Below are 24,535 nucleotides of genomic sequence, written 5' to 3' on the forward strand. Positions count from 1 at the left end.
GTCTTGCGTCCCGGCTGGCCGACGACGACGCTCCACCAGGTCGGCGCGCCGCAGGTGGTGATGACGCCGACCTTGGTTACATGCGTCATCAGCGACTTGATCCGTCCCTTGCCGGTCGGCAGCTTGAAGGCGACGTCCGTCGCCCACACCCGGTCGAGCCAGCCCTTCAGCATCGCCGGCAGTCCGTACCACCAGGTCGGATAGACGAACAGGATCGCTTCGGCCCAGTTGAGCAGTTCGAAATGCGGCTTCAGTGCCGGGTCCTGCGGCGCCTGGTCATTGTAGGAGCGCCGCTCGTCGCAGCCCATCACCGGGTCGAATTTCTCCGCATAGAGGTCGAGCAGCCGCACCTCCCAGCCTCGTCGCATCAGCACGTCGATGGCAGTGTCGCGGATGGCGGCGCAAAAGCTCTCGGGTACCGGATGGCAGTAGACCACCAGTGCGCGCATCAGAACTCATCCATGCGGGCCGCGACCTTGGTCGTGAAAGCCTTGCGCGAGCCGTCGGTAGACAGGTTCATCGCGTAGTGCGCGAGGTAGGTCACCGGCGCGCCCGGTTTGACGGTGGCGCGCAGCATCCGCTTGATCAGCCTGCGCGGCGGATCGCCCATCAGCAGGGCGCGGAACCGGCTGCCGCCGTAGGTGGTCACCGCCGCAACCTTGCGAATGTTGTGCAGCGACGGCTGCGCCTTGCCGTCGACCAATTTGAACGACACGCCGGGCAAGAACACGCGATCGAAAAAGCCTTTCAGGATCGCTGGAAAGCCATAGTTCCAGACGGGATAGGAAAGCACCAGCGCATCGGCGCGCAGCAGGCGCTCGACATAAGGCGCGACAGCGTCGGCGGGGCCACGTGGGTTGTGGTAGTCCAGCCGCTCCTGGCGCGTCAGTCGCGGATCGAAACCCTCGGCATAGAGATCGCAGTCGTCGACCGTATGGCCCGCCGCCGTCAGGCGCTCGACGATCATCCGGTGCAGGCCGGCATTGAAGCTGGTCTCGACCGGATGGGCGTAGAGGACGAGGATGTTCATCATCCTACCTTCTGCAGCCCCCTGAACAAAAAAGTCCGCCCGGAACGGTAGTCGTAGTCCGGGTTCTCCCAGGCGATCATCTTGCCGGGGTTGAGGAGCCCTTGCGGATCGGTCTGGCGCTTGAAGGCGAGTTGCACCGCGTCGGTCTGCTTCATGCCGCCCTCTTCCAGCGTGTAGCGATGCGGGTTGAAGATCGGGCAACCGTTCGCTTCATGCAGGCGCACGATCTCGTCGAGCCGCGCTTCGGTCGTGAACTTGACCAGCGGCAGGCCGAAGCAGGTAATGTTGCCGTCCAGCCGCACGAATTCGAGATGCGAGAAAACCTCGCCCGGAAACATCGCATCCATCTTCTCGACAAGCGCCAGCTGGTTGGGAAAGGGATAGAGCGACTGCAGATAGGTGATCGAAGGGTCGACGCGCAGCGCCCTCAGCGTGGTGTGGTTCCAAGCCAATTCATAGGCCGGCGGCAGGCCTTTTTTCTCATCCGGCGTCGCCGTGGCCGCATTGTAGATCACCTCGCCGCCGGCACGCCGGGTGAAGGCAAGAAAAGCGTCCAGCCCATGCTGCGCCACCATGACGACGCAAATGCTCTGCCCGTCGCTCAGGAATTTCTGGTGCCGCTTGAAATAGAGCTGCGGCACGGGTGCCGCTATCGGCGTGATCAGCTTGGTCAGGATGCCATCCTGACAGGCCAGCGCATTGCCATAGCGGGCCGCATCCATGAAAGCGTCGAAGCCGACAATGACGTCGATCCAGTCATACGCCGCGGTCAGCGGCATCTCGACTTCCGATATGATGCCGTTGGTGCCGTAGGCATGGGTCACCTTGTGCAGATCCGCGCCGGTGAGCTCGAGCGCTTTCGGCTCGGCCTCCATGGTCACCACGCGCAGCCGAAGCACATTGCCGAAATCGCGCAACCCGCCGAAATTGATCGAGCCGATGCCGCCCGAACCGCCGGCGATGAAGCCGCCAATCGAGGCTGTGTTGTAGGTGGAGGGCGATAGCCGCAGTTCCTGCCCGGAATGCGCCCGCGTTGCCTTGTCGATATCGGCCAGGATCGCCCCCGGCCCGGTCACGACGCGACCCGGAGCGATCGACTTGATCTCGTTCATCTCGGCAAGGTTGAGCACGACGCCGCCGGAGAGCGGCATCGCCTGGCCGTAATTACCGGTGCCGCTGCCGCGCGGTGTCACCGGCACGCCATGACGATGACTGGCGGCAAGCACGCGGATCAGTTCGGCCTCGTTCTTCGGCGTCACGATCAGGTCGCCGGTGACATGGTCGAGCTGCTGCTTCAGCACCGGGCTGTACCAGTAGAAGTCACGGCTCTTCTGCTGGACGATGGCCGGATTGTCGTCGACCTTCAGGCCTTCGAGATCGCGTTTGAGCGCCGAAACATCCATCATTCCACCATCAGTTCGTCGAGTTCGGCATAATCTGGCAATTGGCGGTCGATCGCCTTGCCGCCGCGCACCACGATGCGATCCGATTCGGGCCGCGACAGCAATTCCGTCCAGCTTCGGCCTTTGAACACGATGAAATCGGCATCACCGCCGGCAGCCAGCGTGCCGAAGCCATCAAACCGCATCACCTTGGCCGGCGTCGCGGTGACCGCTTGCGGCCAGTCGGCGACCGGATGATCGAAATGCAGGATGCGCGTCGCCATGCGGTAGACCTCCAGCATGTCGAGATCGCCATAGGCATAGAAGGGATCACGCGTGTTGTCGGAAGCAACCGCCACCGGAATGCCCCTCGCCTTCATCTCGTGCAGCAGCGTCACGCCACGCCAGCGTGGCGTGGTGCCGTCGGCGCGCCGGTCCTGCAGATAGAGATTGCACATCGGCAGCGAGACGACGGCGAGCCCCGCTTTCGCCACCTTGTCCAGCGTGTCGAGCACGTCGAGATCCGGCTGGCGCGCCAGCGAGCAGCAATGGCCGACGAGGATCTTTCCTTCGAAACCGTTCCACAGAGCGGCCTCGGCGATCTTCTTCAGCGATATGGCGGAAATGTCGTTGGTCTCGTCGGCATGGAAATCGAGATCGAGGCCATGCTTGATGGCCTGCGCGAAGACGTGATCGAGCAGCTCTTCGAGGTCCGGCGCCATATAGGTGACGACACCGAGCACGCCCTTTGCCGCGGCAACCCTCTTTGCCAGCCTGTCGAACCACTTTTTGTTGCGCACGCCTTCGACGCCGAGCAGGCAGGCGCCCTGCAACTCGATGCGGCCGCGCCATTCCTCGCGCATCGCCTCGAACGCCGGCCAGGAGATTTCCTCCTGCGGCGCGACGCTGTCGATGTGGGTGCGCAGCGCCCTTGTGCCATGGGCGTAGGCGCAGCGCAGCGAGAAATCCATCCGCCGCGCCAAATCCTCGGCGCTCCAGCGTGCCACACGATCGGCATCGGCGGCATTCAGCGCGCCCATGAACGTGCCGTCGGGATTGGGCTTTCGCGGCCAGATATGGCCCTTGTCGATATGCGTGTGGCAGTCGACGAAGCACGGCAGCACGATGCGACCGCCGAGATCGACGGCGTCGGCAGACGCTTTCAATCGGCCATGCGCGGCGATGTTGGAAATCTTGCCGTCGGCGACAGTGACGTCGGCAAGCGCGAAGCCATCGCTATCGGGGACAGCAGCGAGCCCCGGTGTCAGGGACGCGTGAAGCCTGACGTTGGTAAGCCGGTATGAACCAGTGTTGGGAATCAAGGCCTAGCGCTCCTGCTTCAGCGCGCTTTCATGCCAGCGCCGCAAGATGAGATGCGATATCAGCGACAGCACGAGGAAGATCAAAATGCCGGTCAGCGAGATCAGGAACAGCGCCGCGAACAGCCGCGGCGCGTTGAGCCGGTAGCCGGCCTCGATGATGCGCGAGGCAAGGCCGGACGACTGGCCGGTGGTACCGGCAACGAACTCGGCCACCACGGCGCCGATCAGCGACAGGCCGCCGGCGATCTTCAACCCGCCGAGGAAATAGGGCATCGCCGCCGGCAGCCTGAGATAGCGCAATTGCTGCCAGCGCGTCGCGCCGTTGAGCTTGAACATATCGCGCAGATTGCGGTCGACGGAGTTGAGGCCAAGCGTGGTGTTGGACAGGATCGGAAAGAAGGCGACGATCCAGGCGCACAGCAGAAGCTTGGTCGTCTGGTCGTTCACATAGATGTTGATCAGCGGAAAGATCGCCACGATCGGCGTCACCTGCAGCACGATGGCGAAGGGGAAGAACGACATCTCGACCCATTTCGACTGCGCGAACAGCACCGCCAGCCCGACCCCGCCTATGACCGCCAGAGCCAAGCTGAGAAAGGTGATGCGCAAGGTGACCAGCAGCGAGGAAAACAGCAGGCCGGCATCGTTGTAGAGCGTCCACAGCACCACGCCGGGACGCGGCAGGATGTATTGCGGGATCTCGTTCCACACGCAGATGCGATCCCACAGCCAGATCGCCAGGATCATGATCGCCAGCGGCAGCACCCAGCGGCCGATCCGTTCGAACCGCGCCTGGCGCACGCGGCGTGCTTCCTCGGGATCGAGTTGGAGCATCCGCTCGTCAATGGCCGTCATAATGCGCGCCTGCTGTTGAGTTGATGGCCTTGACCAGCACGTCGGAGGCCTGACGGCACAGTGCCGCATAGTCTGGCGAGGTGCGAAACGCCTCGTCGCGCGGATAGGAGGCCTCGATGGCGAGTTCGTCGAACACCCTGCCCGGCCGCGCCGCCATGACGACGACGCGGTTGGACAGGAACACGCTTTCGAAGACACTGTGGGTGACGAAGACGACGGTGAACCGTTCGTCCTGCCACAGTTCCAGGAGATCGTTGTTGAGCTTGAAGCGGGTGATCTCGTCGAGTGCCGCGAACGGTTCGTCCATCAGCAGCACGCGCGGTTTGGTCACCATGGCGCGCGCTATGGATACGCGCATCTTCATGCCGCCTGACAGTTCGCGCGGCACTGCGTTTTCGAAGCCGGTCAGGTGAACCCGCGCCAACATCTCCGTTACCGCCGGTGTCGCCTTGGCGCGCGAAATGCCTTTCAGCCGAAGCGGTAGCCAGACATTGTCGAAAACATTGGCCCAAGGCAGCAGCGTCGGCTCCTGGAAGACGAAGCCGATGTTCGAGCGGTCGAGCGAGCCGCCACCGCGCCAATCGAGCACGCCGGAAGTTGGCGTCGACAGGCCGGCGATCAGCCGCAGCGCCGTCGACTTGCCGCAACCCGACGGCCCGAGCAGGCTGACGAAATCGCCTTCCCGGATGGTCAGGTCGACGTCGCTGAGCGCCGTCACGCCGTTGGAGAACACCTTGCCGACGCCCTTCAGCGCCAGGAGCGTCGGGACCGCACCCGACGCAGCCGGCGCTTGCGCCACTTTTTCCCTTATCATTCCGGGGCGGCCTATTTCTTCAGCTCGAGCCCGACGCCTTTGTTGATGAAGGTCAGCGTGTAGGCCTTCTTGATGTCGATGCCGGCTGGCGTGACCTTGGCCTTTACCATCTTGTCGTAGAAACTCTTGATCCGCGCGTCGGTCATGGCGCCAATGCCGAGCTTTTCGGTGTCGCCGGAATCGGCCAGGCCGAACTTCTTCATCTGCTCGATCGAGAACGCGATCTGCTCGTCGCTCATGTCGGGATTGTCTTTCTTGATCATGTCGTTGGCGGCTTTGTTGTCGCCGTAGAGATATTTGTACCAGCCCTTGGCCGAGCCATCGACGAAGCACTGGACCACCTCCGGCTTCTTGTCGATCGTGTCCTGCATCACCTCGATCGTCGTCGAATAAGTGTCCCAGCCATAGTCGGCGAGCAGGAACTGGTTCGGCACGAAGCCGCCTTCCTTCTGGACCGCGAACGGCTCTGAGGTGACGTAGCCCTGCTGGATCGACTTCTTGTTGGCGAGGAAGGGAGCGGTGTTGTAGGTGTAGGGCGCGCGTTTGGAGGCGTCGAAGCCGAGTTCGATGACCATCCACTGGAAGAAGGTCTGCACGCCCTCGTCGCCCAATATGTACTGGTCGGCGTTCTTCAGGTCCTCCCATTTGTCGAGCCCCTCGCCGGGGTGGGACATGATGACCTGCGGGTCCTTCTGGAAATCCGCCGCCACCACGCGCATCGGTATGCCTTGCTGGACCGCATCGAAGGCCGACAGCAGATTGCCGCCCATGTAGAAATCGATCTTGCCGGCCAGCAGCATCGGCCGGCCGCTGACTTGCGGACCGCCCTGCATGATGGTGACGTCGAGGCCGCAGGCGGCGTAGGTGCCGTCCGCCACGGACTGGTAATATCCGCCATGTTCCGGCTCGGCCAACCAGTTGGTGCCGAAGGTGACTTTCTCATTCGCAGCCGCACCCAGCGTGCTGGCTGCAAGCAGGGCCACAACCGCCACCGAGATCTTCTGTTTTCCGTACATCGACACCACCCTCTGTTTGCTCCGGCGCGCCACGCGCCAGGCTCGACACCAAAGATTCAAGAAGCAAGACACATGCCACCGGCGTCTGGCGCCGGGACCGCCCGCTTGAAAGACGTTGCCATGCCAAGCGCGAACGGGTCATGCTGTACGGAAGGCATCGTGCCTATTTTTTGAACGGCTGTCCACAATCGCCCGGGCAACATGCACCGCCATCTTGAAGGTGTAATGAGTCCGGCTTTAGGTGGCGGCATCCAGGAGATTGCCATGTTCAAATTCCTCACCCCGAAGTCCATCAAGCCGCCCTTTGCCCGCTATAGTCACGGCGTCGAGGTGCCGGCCGGCAAGCGGCTTGTGCTGTGCTCGGGCCAGGTCGCCATCACCGCCGACGACCTGATTCCCGAAGACGCCGGAGCGCAGGCCGAACTCTGCTTTCAAAACATCGCGGCGGTTCTCGGCGAAGCCGGCCTGGGTCTCAGGGATATCGTGCGCATCAACGCCTATGTCACCGACCGCGCGCATCTGCGGCCCTATATGGACGTCCGCGACCGGCTGTTTTCGAGCCCCGCGCCAGCGTCGACATTGATGATCGTTTCCGGCTTTGCCCGGCCCGAATTCAAGGTCGAAATCGAGGCCATCGCGGCGGGGTGATCGACAGGCCGCCCGTCCCGCGCTAGGTCTGCCTGACCATTGAAGAGGCATGACATGACCGTACCCAAAAGACGCGTGTGGTGGGGCGACTACCGGACCACCGAATACGCCTCGATCGATCCCGAGGCGACCATCGCCGTGCTGCCAGTGGCGGCGATCGAGCAGCATGGGCCGCATCTGCCTGTTTCGACCGACATGTCGATCATGAGCGGCATGCTCGACACGGTCATTTCGCGTCTGCCCGACGATCTCGACATCCGCATCCTGCCGGTGCAGGCCGTGGGCAAGTCCAACGAACACCTGCATGCGCCGGGCACCCTCACTCTGCCGGCAACCACGCTGATCGAAGCCTGGACCGAGCTTGGCCTGTCGATCGCGCGCGCCGGTGTGCGCAAGCTGATCGTGGTCAATTCGCATGGCGGCAACGAGGAGATCATGGGCATCGTCACGCGCGAATTGCGCGTGCGCGAAAAGATGCTGGCGGTGAAGACCAGCTGGCAGCGTTTTGGCCGTCCGGCCGGCATGTATACCGAACTGGAGGACCGTCACGGCATCCATGGCGGCGATGTCGAGACCTCGCTGATGCTGCATTTCCGGCCGGACCTCGTGGACATGGGCAAATCAGACAATTTCGTTTCCAATGTCGCCAAGGCCGAAAAGGAATTTTCGCTGCTGCGCCACACCGGCACCCACGCCTTCGCCTGGATCGCCAGCGATCTCAACCCGAACGGCGTCGTCGGCGACGCCAGCATCGCGACGGCGGAGAAGGGCCGGCTGACGGCAGAATATCAGGCCGACGGCTTCATCAGCCTGCTGCAAGATGTGCGCAAGGCGAAGCTCGCGGAGTGGTTGACGTAGCCTCCAAACCAGTGGCAAGCGCTGTCATCGCTATTCCAGATCCTCTTGAACAAACGAGGCGATGGAGGAGGCGGATCAGACGAACAACGATATGGGGGCAAAGCTAGCTGTCGATCCTCAGCGCAAAGGGCGTGCCTTCAAAGGCGTCCGCGCCGCGCCCGATCGATTCGATCGCCTCGACCATGCGGCCGTTGCGCTCAAGCAACGCATCGGCCACGGCGATCAGTCGCGGATTGGGCGTTGCCGAAGGCGACAGCGCCCGCAGCGTCCGCGCCAATTCGGCCTCGTCACGCTTCGGCGCCAGTGCTGCCGCGATGATATAGGCCGAAGCCGTCGAGCGGCTGATGCCGGCATAGCAATGCACGAGCATCGGCCTTGCCCGGTCCCACCGGCGCGCGAAATCGAGCAGATTGCGGACATGGTCTTCGCCCGGCATGGTCATGCCGTCCTGCGCCACCGCGATGTCGTGCATGACCAGATGCAGGTGGTTTTCCCTCGAGATCGAGGCCGGCCGCACCACCTCCGTTCCGGCGGCGAGCAGCGAAAGCATGCGGTCGGCGCCGGTCCTGGCCACCGTTTCCTCGATCTTTGCCAGCGAGCAGACATGGATCATTGTTTTGAACCCTTCGATTGATGCTTGCGCCGCGACGCCCATTCGGCAAGTGCGGATTCGAGCCGCTGCCATTCCTCCTCACTGCCCGGCAGGCCGGTGCGCAGAACGTCAGGCCGGTCGGCAAAATGGCGAAGCAGGATGCCGCGCTCGCCGAGCGCTGCAAACAAATCGGCGGCATTGGTCAGACTGAGGAAACGATACAGTGTGGTTCCGCCCGCAACAGGAACGCCGAAGCGGCCGAAAAGCGCATCGAGACGCGCCGATTCACCGGCCAACGACGCCCGCATCACGTCCTGCCACCCGATGTCGGCAAGCGCGCGGACGCCATATTCCAGCGCCGGGCCGGCGACGGCCCATGGTCCGAACTGCGTATCCAGCCGGTCGACCGTCGCAGTATCGGAAAGTGCAAAGCCGAGCCGCAGCCCGGCCAGGCCAAAGAACTTGCCGAACGAGCGCAGCACGACGAGGCCGCCCTGACCGACATCGCCCGCGAGGCTGTGCTGACGCGGGCCGACATCCATGAACGCCTCGTCGACGACCAGCAGTCCGCCCTTGGCGCGCAATCCGGCGGCCAGAGCCAGCAACCGGTCGCGCTCTATGACACGTCCATCCGGATTGTTCGGATTGACGATGATGACGAGGTCGGCGTCCGCCAACGCTTCGAAATTATCGACCTCCGCCACCTGGTGCCCGGCGATCGCGGCAGCGCGGGCATGTTCGGCGTAGGTCGGACCCAGCACCAATGCCTTGCCGGGCGAAATGAGCGACGCAACGCGCGGCAACAGGATCTGCGTGCCCGGCGCCGCCACGACGTTGGCTGGCGACGGCGCGCCGTAAGTACTGGCCGCGATCTCTGTCAGGTCGCGTGTGCGCGCGGCTTCCGGCAACCGCGACAGCGAGGTGGCGGGCAGGTCGAAAAGCGGGTAGGAGTGCGGATTGATACCGGTCGAGAGGTCGACGAAAGGCAGCAGGGCGTTGGGGAAAAGCACCCTCGCGCGGCCAAGACTTCCACCATGGTCCACAACCGCCCCATTAAGAAGCTTCATGTCAGTCCTGATCGCTTTCCTGTCATTGGTCGTCGAATTCGCCCTCGGTTATCCCGACTGGCTGTTTCGCGCCATCGGCCATCCGGTGACGTGGTTCGGCAGGCTGATATCCTTTCTCGACCGCAGGCTCAACCGCGCCACTGATCCCGACGCGCTGCGTCGCAAGCGCGGTGTCCAGGCGCTGCTGGTCATCGTGCTGGTGTCGGCGGTGATCGGCCTCAGCGTACAGATCCTGTTCTGGTTCGTTCCCATGGGCCTGGTCATCACGGCCCTTCTGGCAACGTCGCTGCTGTCGCAGAGGAGCCTCTATGAGCATGTCGAGGCGGTGGCTGACGCCCTCGACACCGGCGGCCTTGCTTTGGCCCGCCTTGCCGTTTCGCGGATCGTCGGTCGCGACCCTGAAACGCTCGACAGGGCCGGTGTCTGCCGCGCGGCGATCGAGAGCCTGGCCGAGAACTTTTCCGACGGCATCGTCGCCCCCGCCTTCTGGACCGGCGTCGGCGGCCTGGCCGGCGGCGCCGCCTACAAGGCCGCCAACACCGCCGATTCGATGATCGGCCACCGCACCCCGCGCCACGAGGCGTTCGGCTGGGCGGCGGCGCGCTTTGACGATTGGATCAACCTGCCGGCGTCGCGGCTGACGGCGCTTCTGATCGTGCTGGCGGCGTTCTTCGTCAAAGGCGCTGATGCGAAAAAAGCCTGGCATGCGGTGCGGCGCGACGCGAAAAAACACCGCTCGCCCAATGCCGGCTGGCCGGAAGCGGCGATGGCCGGTGCGCTCGGCCTGGCGCTCGCCGGCCCGCGCTTCTATGGCGGCGTGCTGGTCGACGACGTCTTCATGGGCGAAGGTGGGCGGCGTGAAGCCGACAGCCTCGACATCAGGCAGGCGCTGAAACTCTATCGCGTCGCCGACTATCTGCTGATCGCTCTGTTCGGGTTGGTTTCGGTCGTTGTCATCGTTGTGACCTAACCTCACCCTCCCCCGTCTGGGGAGGTTGAGGAACACTCAGAACTCGATCCCCTGCTGCGCTTTCACGCCGGCGGAAAAATGATGCTTGGTCACGCTCATTTCGGTGACGAGGTCTGCGGCCTCGACCAGCGCCGGCTTGGCGTTGCGGCCGGTGACAACGACATGCAGGCCCTCGCGCCGCGCTTTTAGCGCGCCAACCACTCTGTCGAGATCGAGATAGTCGTAGCGCAGCGCAATGTTCAATTCGTCGAGCACCAGCAGGCTGATCGACGGATCGGCCATCAGTTCGAGCACCTTGGCCCAGGCGGCTTCGGCGGCAGCGATGTCGCGCTTCAGATCCTGGGTTTCCCAGGTGAACCCCTCGCCCATCGCGTGCCACACGACACGGTCGCCGAAGGCGGCGAAGGCGTCCTTCTCGCCGGTGTGCCACTTGCCCTTGATGAACTGGACGACACCGACGCGCTTGCCGTAGCCGAGCATCCGCAGCGCCAGCCCGAAGGCGGCCGTGGTCTTGCCTTTGCCCGGGCCGGTGTTGACGATGAGCAATCCCTTCTCGACCGTCTTGCTCGCCACCTCGGCATCCTGCACCGCCTTGCGCTTGGCCATCTTGGCGCGGTGGCGCTCTTCATCCTTATTGTCGATATCGGTCATATCATTTCACCTTGAGCGGCAGCCCCGCCACCATCAGCAGCACCGTATCGGCAATCGCCGCGACCTGCTGGTTGAGCCGGCCGGCGGCATCGCGAAAGCGGCGCGCCAGTGCATTGTCCGGCACGATGCCTTGGCCGACTTCATTGGACACCACGAACCAGGGTCCGCGCGGCCGCGACAGCACGTCCGCCAATCGCCGGCATTCAAGGTCCAGATCGTGTTCGGCCAGCATATGGTTGGTCAGCCACAGCGTCAGGCAGTCGACAAGCACCGGCCGATCGTCCGGCAAGGCGGCAAGCGCGTCGGCGAGGTCGAGCGGTGCGTCGATGGTCGTCCAGCCTTCGCCGCGCCGCGACCGGTGCAACGCGATGCGCTCACGCATCTCGTCATCATAGGCTTGCGCCGTGGCGATATAGGTCCAGGGCGGCGGCAAGGCGGTCGCCAAAATTTCGGCGCGCGCGCTCTTGCCGGAGCGCGCACCGCCGATGAGGAAGGTCAGTGTCTTGCGATCAGGCAAAGCTGTCGCGCAGGCTGGTCGCGGTGCCGGTGAAGCGGCCGCGCACCACGCCGACAACCGCGCCGAGCACCAGCCAGAACACCAGATTGGTCACGGTCACCGCCACCACGAACTGGTGATGCAGCCCTTCCGGAATCGCCGTCTCGTAACTGTCGGGCTGCGGTGCCCCGACAACATGCGGTGCGACGATCAAAAGGACGGCAAGGATCGCCAGCGGCAGCGACTTGCGGAACGCGATCAGGCCGAGACCGGCAGCGGTTGCCGCCACCGTTGCCCACCACCAGATCTGGCGCTGGGTGAGATCGGCGGCCGGCATGGCCGGCAGTTCCGGCGGCAGGCCGAGGCCCGGCGCCAGCGTGAACACGGCAAAGCCGGCCAAGCCCCAGAACACGCCCTGGCGCCAACCACCGATACCGCCGGCGAATTCGGAAACCGCGACCAGGATCAATCCGAAGCCGATGCCGGTGACGATGTTGGCAAGCACGCTGAAGGCGAAACGCTCGAAACCGTCTGCCGGCGCCCAGCCCTCGTCTTCCGCCGCAGCAGTCGCTTCGGCAGGGGCCGGAGCGGCTGCGCTCATGGCATTGCTATTCGCTGCTGCCGGAGCGGCATGGTCATGGTGATGCCCGCCGCCCGCCTGTTCGTAGACTTCCGCCTTCAGGATCAGCGGCACGGTCGCATAGGCCTGCACGCAGGCAAGAACGACGCCGGCCACGAGCCCTGCGATCGCCGCGATGAACACGACGTTGCGAAACAGGTTCATGATGTCAGCCCCTCGTCAGTGGCAGGGAAATGCCATCGAATGGCGATAGTCGTGAGCCGCATTGTGGACCGCATCGATATGCGAGAAGCCGACAAAGCCCATCACGAAAATGCCGAGCAGCGCGGCAAGCGCGAGCTGCATGAAGCGCGACTGCGAGGAGACGGAAGCGCCGAGGGAGACGGAAGCGGTAGTCATGTCTTGTCCTTTCGCCCTCCACCCGAGGGCATCGAAGTCAGTTTCCTGTCGCCGGCAGGTCTCCTGGCTCACGGATCAGCGTCCTTCCCCACCTTCCCGAAGAAAAATCTTCAGTGGCATATGGAGAGGACTACCGCACACAGTTGCGGGGGCAGCCACGGCATTGGGCGAAATCCGCCCTTACCGCATTCCCTCTTGGCTCCAAAATGGAACCGGCGACACCGGCGACTATAGGCAGAATCCTCGCGTCCGGCAAACCAAATTCCGCCGGCGACCGTTGCGAATGCGCCATGAAGGTCAAAGCGATTTCGGCAGATAGCGCCAAGTCACGAAGCCGCAGACCGCCGCCAGCAGGCCGAGCGTGACGAACACCGAGCCCAGGCCGAAGAAGGCCAGCACCACCGAATAGACCAGCGGCGGCGTCAGCTCGGAAAAGTCGAGATAGGTGCGATAGACCGCCGCCATCTGCGATCTTTCATAGGAGCGCACCGAGCGCATGAAGGCGGTCGAGCCGAGCGCGTCGAGTGCAATGGTGAAGAAGGCGCCGCAGAGCAGGAAGGCGCCGGTGAGCAGCGGCACGGTTTCGCCGACGAAGCCCGCCGCCAGAAGCGCGACCGACATGGCGAAATAGGCAAATGTCATGGTCCTGCGGCCGCCAAAGCGCTTTCCCGCCTTGCCCCAGAAAATCGCCATGAACAAAAGCGCGTTGCCGGCCGAAACCAGCAGGCCGCCGGCCAGCTTGCCCTCACCCGTAATGACCATGAACAGCGGCCCATAGACGAAGAACGTCGTCCAGAAACAGGAGCGCCCAAACGCGATCAGCCAGGCCAGCCTGAGCCTGGGCTGGGCGATGAAGCGGCCGATATTGGCGAGCGGATTGGCTGGTCGCGTCTTGCCGGGACGGATCGACGGGTTGTCGCCGAGCCGGTAGGTCCAGAACAATGCCAGCAGGGCTAACGCGAACACGGCCACCGCGCCATGCGCGGCATAGACGCCGAAGCGCGTGTAGAGGAAGATGCCGAGCGTCGGCCCACCGGTCCAGGCCAGCATCGACCACGCCATGCGCAGCGATTCGGCCTGCATGAAGTCGGTCTTGCGGATGTGGTCCATGATGTAGAGGTTGAGCGTGATCGACAGCGCGCTGGCGCCCATCACCCGGCACAGCATGCCGGCCAGTTGCCCGGCAAGCGTGTCGGTGACGAAGAACAGCGAGCCGATGGCCAGCAGGCAGGCGCCCGCCGTGTAGACCCAGCGCCGGGCAAAGCGGCGGATCAGCATCGGCATGAACAATGTCACCGACAGGCCGAGCATCGCCACGACGGTGTAGAGGATCGAGACGATCTGCTCGTTGTGCAGGATCTCATAGGCCTGGATCGGGATGACGCTCGACACCGTGGCGCGGGCGAAGGATTCGACCGCATAGAGCGAAGCGAAGGTGCGCGCGTCCGCGGCCTTGAGGGCCGGTAGCCAGATCGGATGGCGCACATGGGTGGACATTGCTTTCCCCGAAGCAGATTCACCGGGTCAAATCTGCCGTGGCGACCTCAGCGCCAATAAGAGGAAACCGACGTGCATCCGGCAAAAGCGAAGCCGGCCAAAGGCTTTCCGGCACTGGCCCAATGCCGCGGCTGATCCGGCGCTATCGGCAGGGTTGCCGGTCTTCTTTTGTCCCGGGCAACCGTGATAGTCCTCCAGCGGGGCTGAATCAGAATGCGAGACCATGAGCATCCAAACGCCGACCGCACCCGTTCAGGATCGACCAAAGCGCATCGTCGCCATCGACATCGTGCGCGGCATCGCGCTGATCGCCATGGCAAGCTACCATTTCACCTGGGATCTGGAGTTCTTCGGCTACACCGATCCCGGCCTGACCGCCTTCGGCTGGTGGAAGATCTACGCGCGCTGCATCGCCTCGACCTTCCTGTTCCTGGTCGGCGTCAGCCTGTATCTCGCCCACGGCCGACAAATCCGCTGGAACGGCTTCTGGAAGCGGTTCGCCATGGTCGCCGGAGCCGCGATCGCGATTTCGGTCGTCACCCGCATAGCCACTCCGGACGGCTTCATCTTCTTCGGCATCTTGCACGAGATCGCGCTGGCCAGCCTGCTCGGTCTCGCCTTCCTGCGCCTGCCGGCGCTGCTGACGCTTGTCGTCGCCGCGGTCGTTATCGCCGCCCCCGTCTATCTGCGCTTCGAGGCCTTCGATCACCCATGGCTGTGGTGGGTCGGCCTGTCGGCGATCAATCCGCGCTCCAACGACTACGTTCCGCTGTTTCCGTGGTTCGGCGCGGTACTTGCGGGCATCGCGGTGACGAAACTCGCCGCAGGTGCCGGCCTGCTTGCCAGGCTTGCCAATCTGGCGCCCGGTCGCTTGGCCAACCCGCTGGTCTTCATCGGCCGGCACAGCCTGGCTTTCTATTTGATCCATCAGCCGCTGCTGATCGGCTGCGTCTGGCTGTTCTCGCAGATCATGCCGGCGCAGGTCGAAACCCCGCAGGTGAATTTCCTCAAAACCTGTCAGCTGTCCTGCGAGCAGTCGCGCGACACCGAGTTCTGTACGAGCTACTGTGTCTGCATGCTCGATACGCTCGAGGGCGAGTCCACGCTTGATAGGCTCTACAACAACGATCAGACTGCGGAGTGGAAAGCGCATTTGTCCGATCTCGCCGGCATGTGCACCGTCAAGACCGACAGCAAGTTGATGGAGGGAGGGGCCGAATGACCGAGAACCAGCCGAAGCCGGGGCTCATACCGTGGCCGCCGCTGATCTACATCGCCGCCATCGCCATCAGCATCGCACTGGGCCTGCTCTATCCCCTGCCCTGGATCGGCGACCTGCTGGGCGATATCCTGTTCGCGGCCGGCTGGGTGGCGCTGTTTGCCGTCGCCGCACTCTGGTTCACCGCGATCCGCACCATGATCCGGGCCAAGACCACGCTCAACCCCAACGCTGTACCCGATCACCTGGTCACCACGGGTCCCTTCGGCGTCACCCGCAATCCGATGTATCTGGCCAACACGCTGCTGTTGATCGGCGTCGCCTTTGTCTCGGGCATCGTGTGGTTCCTGCCACTGGCGTTCATCGCCGCCTATGCCACGCAGAAGGTGGCGATCGAAGGCGAGGAAAAGGTGCTGGCAGCAAAATTCGGCAAGAAATACCGCGACTACGCCAAACGCGTGCGCCGCTGGATTTGAGCTGGCTTTCAAGCGGCCAATCTCCCCCCCTCGTGGGGGAGATGTCCGGCAGGAGAGAGGGGGCGCTGTCCCTCAAACTCTCTGCCTAGGTATTCACGCCAAGCTCCACCAGCCGCTCCACACAAGACTCCTCGGCCTGGTCGAGTTCAGCCAGCGTCTCCTCGAGGTCGCGGCGTTTCTGCCGGAGATCCTCGCGCTTTTCCTCGATGCGCTTGATCATCAGGTTGAGCTGGCCGACTTCGCCGGGCGGCTCCTTGTACATCTGGATGATTTCGCGAATCTCGTTGATCGAGAAGCCAAGCCTTTTGCCGCGCATGATCTGGCGAATGAGCTGCCGGTCGGAGGGGCGAAACAGCCGCGTGCGGCCGCGCCGCACCGGCTGCACCAGCCCTTCGTCCTCATAAAAGCGCAGCGTCCGCGTCGACACGTCGAACTCGCGGGTCAACTCGGTGATCGAATAATATTCTCGCATTGCCACTCCCACACGCCGAAACACCGGGGCGATCGCCATCGCGGCGTCACCCTTCTGTCCCGAACCAAAACCCATGCCATGCCGGAATCGACATGGCGCCCCGCGCGAGCCTCGCACGGCATTTACGTAAAAGTCAATTGAGCCAAAAGGCGTGCCTTCAGGGCACGCCGAACCACCACGTGGCAATGCCGAGAAATGCAAAGAAACCGACGACGTCGGTAACCGTGGTGACGAAGACCGCCGAAGCGACCGCCGGATCGACCTTGAAACGATCGAGCAGCAGCGGGATCAGGATGCCGGCCAGGGCGGCCACGAACATGTTGATGATCATCGCCGCCGCGATGATCCCGCCCAGATTGGGATCACGGAACCAGGCTGCCGCGACGATGCCGATCAGGATGGCGAAGACGATGCCGTTGATGAAGCCGACACCCATCTCGCGGCGAATGATGCGGCCGGCATTGTAGATGTCGAGATCCCTGGTCGCCAACGCCCGCACGGTGACGGTCATGGTTTGCGAGCCGGCATTGCCGCCCATGCCCGCGACGATCGGCATCAGCACCGCCAGTGCCACGATGTGTTCGATCGTGCGGTCGAACAGGCTGATCACCGACGCCGCCAGGAACGCGGTCAGAAGGTTGATCAGCAGCCACGGAACGCGTGAGCGCGAGGTCGAAAAGATGCTGTCGGAAAGCTCTTCGTCGCCGACGCCGCCCATGCGCATCAGATCTTCCTCGGCCTCCTGCTGGATGACGTCGACGACATCGTCGATGGTCAGAACGCCAACCAGCCGTTCGTTCTCGTCGACGACCGCGGCCGACAAAAGATCGTACTGCTCGAATTCCCGCGCCGCCTCTTCCTGGTCCATGGTGGCCGGAATGGCGTGCCGCGTCTCGTGCATCACCTCCTCGACCTTGACCGAACGCTTGGTGCGCAGGATCTGGTCGAGGTCGATAGCGCCGAGCAGCTTGAAGCTCGGATCGATGACGAAGATCTGGCTGAAGCGCTCGGGAAGATTGTTGTCCTCGCGCATGTAGTCGATGGTCTGGCCGATCGTCCAGAACGGCGGAACCGCGACGAACTCGGTCTGCATGCGGCGGCCGGCCGTCTCTTCGGGATAATCGAGCGAGCGGCGCAGCCTGATCCGCTCGGTGAACGGCAGTTGCGACAGGATCTCGTCCTGGTCTTCCTGGTCGAGATCCTCGAGAATGTAGACGGCGTCGTCGGAATCGAGCTCCTGCACCGCCTGCGCGATCTGCGCATTGGGCAGATTGTCGACGATCTCCATACGGATCGCCTCGTCGACCTCCGTCAGCGAGGAAAAGTCGAAATCGGCGCCCAGGAGTTCGACCAGCGCGCGGCGCTGTTCGGGATGCAGCGCCTCGAGCAGATCGCCGAGCTCCGACTGGTGCAGGTCGTCGACTTCATGCTTGAGGGTCAGCGTGTCGCGGTCGGCGATCGCCGCGCCGATCCGCGCCAGGAAGGACGAAAGCACGGCGCCGTCCTCGCCATAGATGTCGGCGTGGTTGTCCTCGGCGGCCCCGGCGCCGGTCGTCCGTTCGTGCTCGCCTTCCACCAGCGCCTCCCGCCACAAGAATCCCGGAAAAGGTGCAAATCAGGTCTAGAGCATCGGACCCAAAAGGGGAAACCGGTTTTGGAGAATCCGACGCTCAAAAAGAAAGTGGCGTAAAGTGCGGGAATATCAACGAAATGCGTCCGGCCCGCAGCGGGCGAGACCGGCACAAATCGGATTATGGGAAGAGAATGGTGCGGTCGAGAAGACTCGAACTTCCACGGGTTGCCCCACAGCGACCTCAACGCTGCGCGTCTACCAATTCCGCCACGACCGCACGTGGTAGAGCCGGAACCGACCGGCTCGCGGCGTGTAGCAAATCGTTTCCGGTGAAACAAGTGCACGGCAAGCAATAATGTCAGGCGATTGACATAATGCTCCACAGGGCCCGAACGCAGCGCCGGAACTGGACGTTTGCGCCTGATATCGCCATATGGAAGGCAAGTTGATGTCGCCCAAAGGTGCGAGGCGTTTTTGGGCGCGCCATGGACAAACGAAAAGACGATACGCCATGACCGAACGCAGCCAGATCGCCACGTCGTTCCTGCCGCTTCCCGGCTCGGCACCGGTCGAATGGCTGATCGAGCCCGGCCTTACCGCCTATCCCGAGGCACTTGCCTTCATGGAGGCGCGCGCCGAGGCGATCCGCAGCGGCGCTGCCGGCGAAATGGTCTGGTTGGTCGAACACCCGCCGCTCTACACGGCCGGCACCAGCGCCCGTGGCGAGGATCTGATCGACGCCAGCCGCTTCCCGGTCTTCGCGGCCGGACGCGGCGGCGAATACACCTATCATGGGCCGGGCCAGCGGGTCGCTTACGTCATGCTCGACCTGAAGCGGCGGCGCGAGGATGTCCGCGCCTTCGTCGCGGCGCTCGAACAGTGGATCATCGGCACGCTTGCCGCTTTCAATGTGCGGGGCGAGCGCCGCGAGGACCGGGTCGGCGTCTGGGTCGTGCGGCCGGATCGCCCTGCTCTGCCGGACGGCTCGCCGGCGGAGGACAAGATCGCGGCCATAGGCATCCGGCTGCGGCGCTGGGTGAGTTTTCACGGCATCGCCATCAATGTCGAGCCCGATCTCGACCATTTCAGCGGCATCGTGCCTTGCGGCGTGCAGGACCACGGCGTCACCAGCCTCGTCGACCTAGGCCTTCCCCTGACCATGGCCGATCTTGACTTGGCGTTGAAATCCGCCTTCGAGGATGTGTTCGGTCCCGCCACGGCGTTGCCTGTCGAAGCCGAGCGCAAAGCCGGCTGATCTTCCGGATCCGGTACGGCTCAAATCAGTTGGGCAGAGGCCCACAACACGCCATAGCCATGGATGGCGAACACCGCCAGCAACGCCGCCGCCATGGCCAGCCGGTCGATGGTACGGATCGGCTTCAGCTCGTGACGCGGCTTCACCCCACTGCTCATCGTCAGCAGGCTGAGGAGCGAAAACACCGCTCCCGTCGCGAGCAGGAAGGTGGCGGAAAAGCCGGCCTGCCAACCCACGGCCAGCAAAGCCGAGAGCAGGAAGAAGGAAGCCAGCGCCAGCGCGACCGGTCCCGGACAGATCTGGCGCAGCACCTGGCCGCCGTCGAACTTCCACACCGGCACCAGATTGGCGATGTTGAACAGTGCGGCGAAGCCCGCCAGCGTCGCCAGCAGGGCCGCCGCCAGCCGGTGACCTTCCGCGCCGGCAAAGGTGCTTGCGGCGATGGCGATCGGCACCAGGAAGGCCGAGAAGCCGGCGCCCATCAATGCCACGAAAGCCACTTCGAAACGGCTGTCATAGGGCCGCCCGCCAATGGCGATGCCGCCGAGCAGCGGAATGAAGATCATCCGTGCACGGTTGTGGCCCATCAGCCGGAACGCTGCCATATGGCCAAGCTCATGCAGGGCGACCACCGATGTGAGGATCGCGGCCAGTGCCAGACCGCCGAAGTGAAGGCCGAAGAATGGCCACAGGATCAGCGCCGAAAGCCCGGCAAAGCCGACCTGACTGAGCGGATGCTCGAACCAGCCGCCCTTGCGATACTTTCCGGTCCGCGCCCAGCGCTGCAGCTTGGAGAGTTCGCGGCGCAGGGCGAAATAGCGGAACACCAGGAAGGCAACGCCGCGATAGCGATCGGTCTGGCTGAGCGTCACCCGCGTGCTGTTGCCTTCCGAAACGAGTTCGGCGGTTTCGCGAAAATCCTTCCAGAACGAAGCGTCGAGTGCCGTATCCTCGATGACACGTATCGAGAAGCGGCTGCCTTCGACGACGTCTTCAAACCGCGACTTGCGTTCGATCGGCTTGCCGTCGCGACCTTCCCAGGACAGCGTGATGCGGGCCACGCCCTCGCCGTCCGGGGCCTCGGCGGACAGGATCTCACCGGACCAGCCGGCATCGCTGCCGAGCGGCCACAGCGCCTGCCAGAGGCGCTGCCGATCCATCGCCACCAGACGGGTCAGCCGGACCGTGCGCAAACCAAGCGGCACCGTCATCAACAGAAAGATCAGCCCGAGATTGCTGGCCACCAGAATGGCCGTGACGATGGGCGACACCTGGACGTTGCTCCCTGTCTTGTCAGGTCACCCTAACGTTGCGACGGGCAAGAAAGGCTTAACGGCGGAACCGTCTTCGACGGCGTAGGAACAGCGGCGGCGAACGCCGCCGAATCACATGGCTCCAATCCAGATCGCCATGGAGACGAGAAAGGTGCTCATGCAAACCAGTGAGATGACATCCTGAACCAGATCGGTCATAACTCTCTCCTGTTGTTGATATGTTCGTATTTTGTTCTAATTTTGTTTCAAAGTCAACGGACACAATCCGGCCGTGTCCGAATTTCCGGGCGATCAGATCGGCAGGGTTAAGAAAAGGTTGACGGGCGAACGACGGTTGCCCGGCGCCGACCAGGGCACGACGAGACTGGGGTCAGGTCGAGCCGAGAATGGTGGATTTCGAGAACCGGAGCGGAGCGTACTTTTGGGTACGTGAGCACCGTTCTACCGCGACGGGGTAGAACGGGAAGCGCAGGAAGCCGCCTTTCGCAGGCCGGCCTCCCCCCAGTATCGCGGTGCCCTAGAGCGGCACCACTTTACCGTCGGCCAACGTGACGCGCCGGTCCATGCGCGATGCCAGCTCGTGATTGTGGGTGGCGATCAGCGCCGCGAGGCCCGATTGTTTGACCAGCGCCGCCAGCGCCTCGAACACATAGGACGCGGTGACCGGGTCGAGATTGCCGGTCGGCTCGTCCGCCAGCAGTACCAGCGGCGCATTGGCGACCGCACGCGCAATGGCGACGCGCTGCTGTTCGCCGCCGGAGAGCTCGGACGGCCGGTGCGCCGCGCGTTTGCCGATCTGCATGTAATCGAGCAGCTGCGCCGCGCGCTCGGCCGCGTCCTTGCGGCTGAGCCCCTTGATGAGCTGCGGCATCATTATGTTTTCCAGCGCCGAGAATTCCGGCAGCAGATGATGGAACTGGTAGACGAAGCCGACATCGTTGCGGCGGATCGCCGTGCGCTCGTCGTCGGACAGCCGCCCGCAGGCGCGGCCGGCCAGGATGACGTCGCCGGCGTCGGGACGCTCCAGCAGGCCGGCGGTGTGCAGCAGCGTCGACTTGCCGGTGCCAGACGGCGCCACCAGCGCCACCATCTCGCCGCGCTTCAGCGAGAAGTCCGCACCATTGAGAATGGTGAGCTTTCGCGGTCCCTGGACGTAGTGCCGCTCGACGCTCTTCAGCTCGATAATGACCTCGGCCACTATTCGTACCTCAAGGCTTCGACCGGATCGAGACGCGCGGCGCGCCATGCCGGAAACACCGTTGCCAGGAAGGACAGGCCGAGCGCCATCAGGACGACATAGGTCGTCTCGCGCGGATCCATCTTCGCCGGCAACTGGCTGAGGAAATAGAGTTCAGGATTGAACAGCACCTTACCGGTCATCCACGAGAAGAACTGGCGGATCGATTCGATGTTGGTGCAGATCAGTACGCCGAGCAGCACACCGGCAAGCGTGCCGGTCACGCCGATCGCCGCACCCGTCATCAGGAAGATGCGCAGGATGGCGCCGCGCGACGCCCCCATAGTGCGCAGGATGGCGATGTCGTGGCCCTTGTCCTTCACCAGCATGATCAGGCCGGAGATGATGTTCAGCGCCGCCACCAGCACGATCAGCGTCAGGATCATGAACATGACGTTGCGTTCGACCTGCAGCGCGGAGAAGAAGGTCTCGTTGCGCTGGCGCCAATCGACCATGTCGATCGGCCGCTGCGCCGCCGCCTCCACTTTCGGTTTCAGCGCATCGACATCGTCTGGATTGTCGACATAGATCTCGATCGTTTGCGCCCGCCCGTCCATGTTGAAATAAAGCTGCGCTTCGGAAAACGGCATGTAGACGATGGACGTGTCATATTCGGACATGCCGACTTCGAAGATCGCCGCGATCTTGTAGCCCTTCATGCGCGGCGTGGTGCCGATCGGCGTCACGTCGCCGTCGGGCGAAATCAAGGTGATGGTATCGCCAAGCGTTAGGCCGAGATTCTCAGCCATGCGCTTGCCGATGGCAACGCCCTCGCCAGAGTCGAAATCGGCGATCGAGCCCTGCTTGATGTTGCTGGCAACGATGGCGATCTTGCTCAGATCCTCGCCGCGTATGCCGCGAACCAGCGCTCCGGTTCCGCCGCCGACATTGCCTTGCGCAAGCACCTGGCCATCGATCAGCGGGATGGCGTATTTAACGCCTGCTACACCGTTGATGCGGCTGGCGACCTGCGCATAGTCCTCCAGCGGCGAATCGAGCGGCTGCACGATCAGGTGACCGTTGACGCCGAGGATGCGCGTCAAAAGCTCCGCCCTGAAACCGTTCATCACCGCCATGACCACGATCAGCGTGGCGACGCCCAGCATGATGCCGAGGAACGAGATCGAGGCGATCACCGAGATCACCGTCTCCTTGCGCCGCGAGCGCAGATAGCGCCAGGCGACCATGCGCTCGAAGATGGAAAAGGGTCCGGCGCCGACCGATCTTGCCGCCACCGCCTCGCTCATGCGGCGACACCGAAGCGCTTCTTCGCATCCGCGATCGGCAGCGTCTCGCGCTCGCCGGTCTTGCGGTTCTTGATCTCGATCTCGCCGGCGGCGACACCGCGCGGTCCGACGATCACTTGCCAGGGAAGGCCTATCAGGTCGGCGGTGGCGAACTTGCCGCCGGGCCGCTGGTCGGTGTCGTCGTAGAGCACGTCCTTGCCGGCGGCGACGAAAGCGGCATGCAGTTCGTCGCAGACGCCGTCGCACTCGGCGTCGCCCGCCTTCATGTTGATCAGCCCGATGTCGAACGGCGCCACCGCCTCCGGCCAGATGATGCCGTTGTCGTCATGGCTGGCTTCGATGATCGCCGCGACCAGCCGCGACGGACCGATGCCGTAGGAGCCGCCGGAGACGAAATGATCCTTGCCGTCGGGTCCGGTCACCTTGGCGCCCATGGGCTTGGAATATTTGTCGCCGAAATGGAAGATGTGGCCGACCTCGATGCCGCGCGCCGAAACCTTGTCGCTCTCGCCGATCTTCTCCCACGCCGCCTCGTCATGCATCTCGTCGGTGGCGGCGTAGGGCGTCGTCCATGTTTTGACGATGTCGGCGATCTCGGCGTCGTTGGCAAAATCGGTGTTGGCACCGGGCACATCGAGCGCAAGATAGTCGCGGTGGCAGTAGACCTGGCTCTCGCCGGTGTCGGCCAGGATGATGAATTCATGGCTGAGATCGCCGCCGATCGGCCCGGTGTCGGCCCGCATCGGTATTGCCTGCAGCCCCATGCGCGTAAAAGTCCGGAGATAGGACACGAACATCCTGTTGTAGGCCGCCCTGGCGCCTTCGAAGTCGAGATCGAAGGAATAGGCGTCCTTCATCAGGAACTCGCGCGACCGCATGACGCCGAAGCGCGGCCGCACTTCGTCGCGGAACTTCCACTGGATGTGGTAGAGATTGAGCGGCAGGTCCTTGTAGGACTTCACATAGGCGCGGACGATCTCGGTGACCACTTCCTCATTGGTCGGGCCGTAGAGCATGTCGCGGTCCTGCCGGTCCTTGATGCGCAGCATCTCCTTGCCGTAGTCGTCATAGCGGCCGCTTTCGCGCCACAGATCGGCCGACTGGATGGTCGGCATCAGGATTTCCAGCGCACCGGCGCGATCCTGCTCCTCGCGGATGATGCGGCATACCTTGTCCAGCACCCGCTTGCCGAGCGGCAGCCACGAGAAACTGCCCTGCCCCTGCTGGCGGATCATGCCGGCGCGCAGCATCAGCCGGTGCGAGACGATCTCGGCCTCGCGCGGATTTTCTTTGAGGATAGGCAGGAAATAGCGCGACAAACGCATGGGCAGGTCCGTGAGTGAGGAGGGCCGCGTCAGAATCGGCGCGACTTTGGCTTGCTTGACCCGGCTTCATAGCCATTTCAAGGCGGAATGGGAACCCGGACGCTTCGGCCCGAAAAGCGGAATCGATTTCCAAAAAACATGGGTAGCCGGGATCAGAAGCGTCGCACCGCCGTTCCCCCGTCCAGAAGACCCATGGCGCTGCAAGCCCTCCCGGTCACTGTGCGCGTCTTGGTGATCGTTCGCCAAGCAACGCCTGCCACACTATTGTGCAGTGCAGCAC

Annotated in this window: 26 protein-coding genes, 1 tRNA gene and 1 riboswitch; of the genes, 6 read left to right on the forward strand and 21 right to left on the reverse strand. The window is 63.6% G+C overall.

The window, feature by feature from the left end:
* From EN949_RS16615 to EN949_RS16645, 7 genes are all read right to left on the reverse strand, one after another.
* The coding region (locus tag EN949_RS16615) for an NAD(P)H-dependent oxidoreductase (RefSeq protein ID WP_164782506.1) at positions 1-449 on the reverse strand (449 nt) is incomplete at its 3' end.
* A complete protein-coding gene (locus EN949_RS16620) occupies positions 449-1,030 on the reverse strand; it encodes an NAD(P)H-dependent oxidoreductase (protein ID WP_063170260.1) in 582 nt (193 codons plus the stop codon). The genes EN949_RS16615 and EN949_RS16620, both read right to left, overlap by 1 nt.
* Entirely contained in the window at positions 1,030-2,433 is a 1,404-nt protein-coding gene (locus EN949_RS16625; protein WP_013531130.1) for an FAD-binding oxidoreductase, read from the reverse strand. The genes EN949_RS16620 and EN949_RS16625 overlap by 1 nt, the downstream gene beginning before the upstream one ends.
* Positions 2,433-3,734 (reverse strand): cytosine deaminase, encoded by a 1,302-nt coding sequence (locus EN949_RS16630; RefSeq protein WP_013531129.1) that lies wholly within the window; start codon positions 3,732-3,734, stop codon positions 2,433-2,435. The genes EN949_RS16625 and EN949_RS16630 overlap by 1 nt, the downstream gene beginning before the upstream one ends.
* A 3-nt stretch (positions 3,735-3,737) precedes the next feature.
* Positions 3,738-4,589 carry an ABC transporter permease gene (locus EN949_RS16635; protein ID WP_013531128.1) on the reverse strand — a complete coding sequence of 284 codons (852 nt, stop codon included), beginning with the start codon at positions 4,587-4,589 and terminating at the stop codon, positions 3,738-3,740.
* Complete coding sequence (locus EN949_RS16640) at positions 4,576-5,403, reverse strand: ABC transporter ATP-binding protein (RefSeq protein ID WP_127366383.1); 828 nt, start codon at positions 5,401-5,403, stop codon at positions 4,576-4,578. Before EN949_RS16640 ends, EN949_RS16635 begins: the two co-directional genes overlap by 14 nt.
* Positions 5,404-5,414: 11 nt before the next feature.
* On the reverse strand, positions 5,415-6,419 hold the full coding sequence (locus tag EN949_RS16645) for an ABC transporter substrate-binding protein (protein ID WP_013531126.1): 1,005 nt from the start codon (positions 6,417-6,419) through the stop codon (positions 5,415-5,417).
* 264 nt (positions 6,420-6,683) lie between these two features.
* Here EN949_RS16645 and EN949_RS16650 point away from each other — a divergent pair, with 264 nt between their 5' ends.
* Positions 6,684-7,067: a RidA family protein gene (locus EN949_RS16650; RefSeq protein ID WP_013531125.1), complete on the forward strand. Its 384-nt coding sequence runs from the start codon at positions 6,684-6,686 to the stop codon at positions 7,065-7,067.
* Positions 7,068-7,121: 54 nt separating this feature from the next.
* Positions 7,122-7,925 (forward strand): creatininase family protein, encoded by an 804-nt coding sequence (locus EN949_RS16655; protein ID WP_127366382.1) that lies wholly within the window; start codon positions 7,122-7,124, stop codon positions 7,923-7,925.
* 103 nt (positions 7,926-8,028) lie between these two features.
* Here the strand turns inward: EN949_RS16655 and EN949_RS16660 are convergent, their stop codons facing one another.
* Both EN949_RS16660 and cobD read right to left on the reverse strand, forming a co-directional pair.
* Positions 8,029-8,538, reverse strand: coding sequence for a tyrosine phosphatase family protein (locus EN949_RS16660; RefSeq protein ID WP_063168226.1), 510 nt, complete (start codon positions 8,536-8,538; stop codon positions 8,029-8,031).
* Positions 8,535-9,584, reverse strand: a complete 1,050-nt coding sequence (cobD, locus tag EN949_RS16665) for a threonine-phosphate decarboxylase CobD (protein WP_127366381.1) — start codon at positions 9,582-9,584, stop codon at positions 8,535-8,537. Before cobD ends, EN949_RS16660 begins: the two co-directional genes overlap by 4 nt.
* Here cobD and cbiB point away from each other — a divergent pair.
* Positions 9,583-10,554: an adenosylcobinamide-phosphate synthase CbiB gene (cbiB, locus tag EN949_RS16670; protein ID WP_013531121.1), complete on the forward strand. Its 972-nt coding sequence runs from the start codon at positions 9,583-9,585 to the stop codon at positions 10,552-10,554. The two genes, cobD and cbiB, sit on opposite strands and share 2 nt — an antisense overlap.
* Before the next feature lie 36 nt (positions 10,555-10,590).
* On the opposite strand, the gene cobO is transcribed toward cbiB, so the two are convergent.
* The 5 genes from cobO to EN949_RS16695 form a co-directional block, all read right to left on the reverse strand.
* A complete protein-coding gene (gene cobO / locus EN949_RS16675) occupies positions 10,591-11,205 on the reverse strand; it encodes a cob(I)yrinic acid a,c-diamide adenosyltransferase (protein ID WP_013531120.1) in 615 nt (204 codons plus the stop codon).
* A gap of 1 nt (position 11,206) precedes the next feature.
* Positions 11,207-11,722 carry a bifunctional adenosylcobinamide kinase/adenosylcobinamide-phosphate guanylyltransferase gene (gene cobU / locus EN949_RS16680; RefSeq protein ID WP_127366380.1) on the reverse strand — a complete coding sequence of 172 codons (516 nt, stop codon included), beginning with the start codon at positions 11,720-11,722 and terminating at the stop codon, positions 11,207-11,209.
* Positions 11,715-12,485: a CbtA family protein gene (locus EN949_RS16685; RefSeq protein WP_127366379.1), complete on the reverse strand. Its 771-nt coding sequence runs from the start codon at positions 12,483-12,485 to the stop codon at positions 11,715-11,717. The genes cobU and EN949_RS16685 overlap by 8 nt, the downstream gene beginning before the upstream one ends.
* A gap of 15 nt (positions 12,486-12,500) precedes the next feature.
* On the reverse strand, positions 12,501-12,680 hold the full coding sequence (locus EN949_RS16690) for a CbtB domain-containing protein (RefSeq protein WP_013531117.1): 180 nt from the start codon (positions 12,678-12,680) through the stop codon (positions 12,501-12,503).
* Between the two features lie 35 nt (positions 12,681-12,715).
* Positions 12,716-12,912: riboswitch (cobalamin riboswitch) on the reverse strand.
* A gap of 65 nt (positions 12,913-12,977) precedes the next feature.
* Positions 12,978-14,177 carry an MFS transporter gene (locus EN949_RS16695; protein WP_013531116.1) on the reverse strand — a complete coding sequence of 400 codons (1,200 nt, stop codon included), beginning with the start codon at positions 14,175-14,177 and terminating at the stop codon, positions 12,978-12,980.
* A 223-nt stretch (positions 14,178-14,400) separates the two neighbouring features.
* On the opposite strand from EN949_RS16695, the gene EN949_RS16700 reads away from it, so the two are divergent.
* Complete coding sequence (locus EN949_RS16700) at positions 14,401-15,399, forward strand: DUF1624 domain-containing protein (RefSeq protein ID WP_127366988.1); 999 nt, start codon at positions 14,401-14,403, stop codon at positions 15,397-15,399.
* Complete coding sequence (locus EN949_RS16705) at positions 15,396-15,872, forward strand: isoprenylcysteine carboxylmethyltransferase family protein (RefSeq protein ID WP_013531114.1); 477 nt, start codon at positions 15,396-15,398, stop codon at positions 15,870-15,872. Before EN949_RS16700 ends, EN949_RS16705 begins: the two co-directional genes overlap by 4 nt.
* Before the next feature lie 85 nt (positions 15,873-15,957).
* On the opposite strand, the gene EN949_RS16710 is transcribed toward EN949_RS16705, so the two are convergent.
* The 3 genes from EN949_RS16710 to EN949_RS16720 form a co-directional block, all read right to left on the reverse strand.
* On the reverse strand, positions 15,958-16,344 hold the full coding sequence (locus EN949_RS16710; protein ID WP_013531113.1) for a MerR family DNA-binding transcriptional regulator: 387 nt from the start codon (positions 16,342-16,344) through the stop codon (positions 15,958-15,960).
* 157 nt (positions 16,345-16,501) lie between these two features.
* Positions 16,502-17,920 (reverse strand): magnesium transporter, encoded by a 1,419-nt coding sequence (mgtE, locus tag EN949_RS16715; RefSeq protein ID WP_013531112.1) that lies wholly within the window; start codon positions 17,918-17,920, stop codon positions 16,502-16,504.
* A gap of 189 nt (positions 17,921-18,109) precedes the next feature.
* A tRNA-Leu gene (locus EN949_RS16720) sits at positions 18,110-18,194 on the reverse strand.
* 234 nt (positions 18,195-18,428) lie between these two features.
* Here EN949_RS16720 and lipB point away from each other — a divergent pair.
* A complete protein-coding gene (lipB, locus tag EN949_RS16725; RefSeq protein WP_027160542.1) occupies positions 18,429-19,172 on the forward strand; it encodes a lipoyl(octanoyl) transferase LipB in 744 nt (247 codons plus the stop codon).
* Between the two features lie 20 nt (positions 19,173-19,192).
* Here the strand turns inward: lipB and EN949_RS16730 are convergent, their stop codons facing one another.
* The 4 genes from EN949_RS16730 to proS form a co-directional block, all read right to left on the reverse strand.
* On the reverse strand, positions 19,193-20,443 hold the full coding sequence (locus tag EN949_RS16730; RefSeq protein WP_127367168.1) for a site-2 protease family protein: 1,251 nt from the start codon (positions 20,441-20,443) through the stop codon (positions 19,193-19,195).
* A gap of 520 nt (positions 20,444-20,963) precedes the next feature.
* Entirely contained in the window at positions 20,964-21,647 is a 684-nt protein-coding gene (locus EN949_RS16735) for an ABC transporter ATP-binding protein (RefSeq protein WP_027160544.1), read from the reverse strand.
* On the reverse strand, positions 21,644-22,930 hold the full coding sequence (locus tag EN949_RS16740) for a lipoprotein-releasing ABC transporter permease subunit (RefSeq protein ID WP_013531108.1): 1,287 nt from the start codon (positions 22,928-22,930) through the stop codon (positions 21,644-21,646). Before EN949_RS16740 ends, EN949_RS16735 begins: the two co-directional genes overlap by 4 nt.
* On the reverse strand, positions 22,927-24,255 hold the full coding sequence (gene proS, locus EN949_RS16745; protein WP_013531107.1) for a proline--tRNA ligase: 1,329 nt from the start codon (positions 24,253-24,255) through the stop codon (positions 22,927-22,929). The genes EN949_RS16740 and proS overlap by 4 nt, the downstream gene beginning before the upstream one ends.
* Between the last annotated feature and the right edge of the window lie 280 nt (positions 24,256-24,535).

Origin of the sequence: Mesorhizobium sp. M7A.F.Ca.US.007.01.2.1 (genome assembly GCF_003998165.1) — a bacterium.
In the GTDB taxonomy this organism is placed as follows: domain Bacteria; phylum Pseudomonadota; class Alphaproteobacteria; order Rhizobiales; family Rhizobiaceae; genus Mesorhizobium; species Mesorhizobium ciceri.

Coding starts and splice junctions, on each gene's coding strand:
- lipB (WP_027160542.1), top strand. CDS start 18,429: ATGACCGAACGCAGCCAGATCGCCACGTCGTTCCTGCCGCTTCCCGGC.
- cobD (WP_127366381.1), bottom strand. CDS start 9,584: ATGAAGCTTCTTAATGGGGCGGTTGTGGACCATGGTGGAAGTCTTGGC.
- EN949_RS16705 (WP_013531114.1), top strand. CDS start 15,396: ATGACCGAGAACCAGCCGAAGCCGGGGCTCATACCGTGGCCGCCGCTG.
- EN949_RS16700 (WP_127366988.1), top strand. CDS start 14,401: ATGAGCATCCAAACGCCGACCGCACCCGTTCAGGATCGACCAAAGCGC.
- EN949_RS16620 (WP_063170260.1), bottom strand. CDS start 1,030: ATGAACATCCTCGTCCTCTACGCCCATCCGGTCGAGACCAGCTTCAAT.
- cobO (WP_013531120.1), bottom strand. CDS start 11,205: ATGACCGATATCGACAATAAGGATGAAGAGCGCCACCGCGCCAAGATG.
- EN949_RS16645 (WP_013531126.1), bottom strand. CDS start 6,419: ATGTACGGAAAACAGAAGATCTCGGTGGCGGTTGTGGCCCTGCTTGCA.
- EN949_RS16685 (WP_127366379.1), bottom strand. CDS start 12,485: ATGAACCTGTTTCGCAACGTCGTGTTCATCGCGGCGATCGCAGGGCTC.
- EN949_RS16740 (WP_013531108.1), bottom strand. CDS start 22,930: ATGAGCGAGGCGGTGGCGGCAAGATCGGTCGGCGCCGGACCCTTTTCC.
- EN949_RS16695 (WP_013531116.1), bottom strand. CDS start 14,177: ATGTCCACCCATGTGCGCCATCCGATCTGGCTACCGGCCCTCAAGGCC.
- EN949_RS16635 (WP_013531128.1), bottom strand. CDS start 4,589: ATGACGGCCATTGACGAGCGGATGCTCCAACTCGATCCCGAGGAAGCA.
- EN949_RS16655 (WP_127366382.1), top strand. CDS start 7,122: ATGACCGTACCCAAAAGACGCGTGTGGTGGGGCGACTACCGGACCACC.
- EN949_RS16710 (WP_013531113.1), bottom strand. CDS start 16,344: ATGCGAGAATATTATTCGATCACCGAGTTGACCCGCGAGTTCGACGTG.
- EN949_RS16650 (WP_013531125.1), top strand. CDS start 6,684: ATGTTCAAATTCCTCACCCCGAAGTCCATCAAGCCGCCCTTTGCCCGC.
- cbiB (WP_013531121.1), top strand. CDS start 9,583: ATGTCAGTCCTGATCGCTTTCCTGTCATTGGTCGTCGAATTCGCCCTC.
- proS (WP_013531107.1), bottom strand. CDS start 24,255: ATGCGTTTGTCGCGCTATTTCCTGCCTATCCTCAAAGAAAATCCGCGC.
- EN949_RS16625 (WP_013531130.1), bottom strand. CDS start 2,433: ATGGATGTTTCGGCGCTCAAACGCGATCTCGAAGGCCTGAAGGTCGAC.
- EN949_RS16640 (WP_127366383.1), bottom strand. CDS start 5,403: ATGATAAGGGAAAAAGTGGCGCAAGCGCCGGCTGCGTCGGGTGCGGTC.
- EN949_RS16690 (WP_013531117.1), bottom strand. CDS start 12,680: ATGACTACCGCTTCCGTCTCCCTCGGCGCTTCCGTCTCCTCGCAGTCG.
- EN949_RS16660 (WP_063168226.1), bottom strand. CDS start 8,538: ATGATCCATGTCTGCTCGCTGGCAAAGATCGAGGAAACGGTGGCCAGG.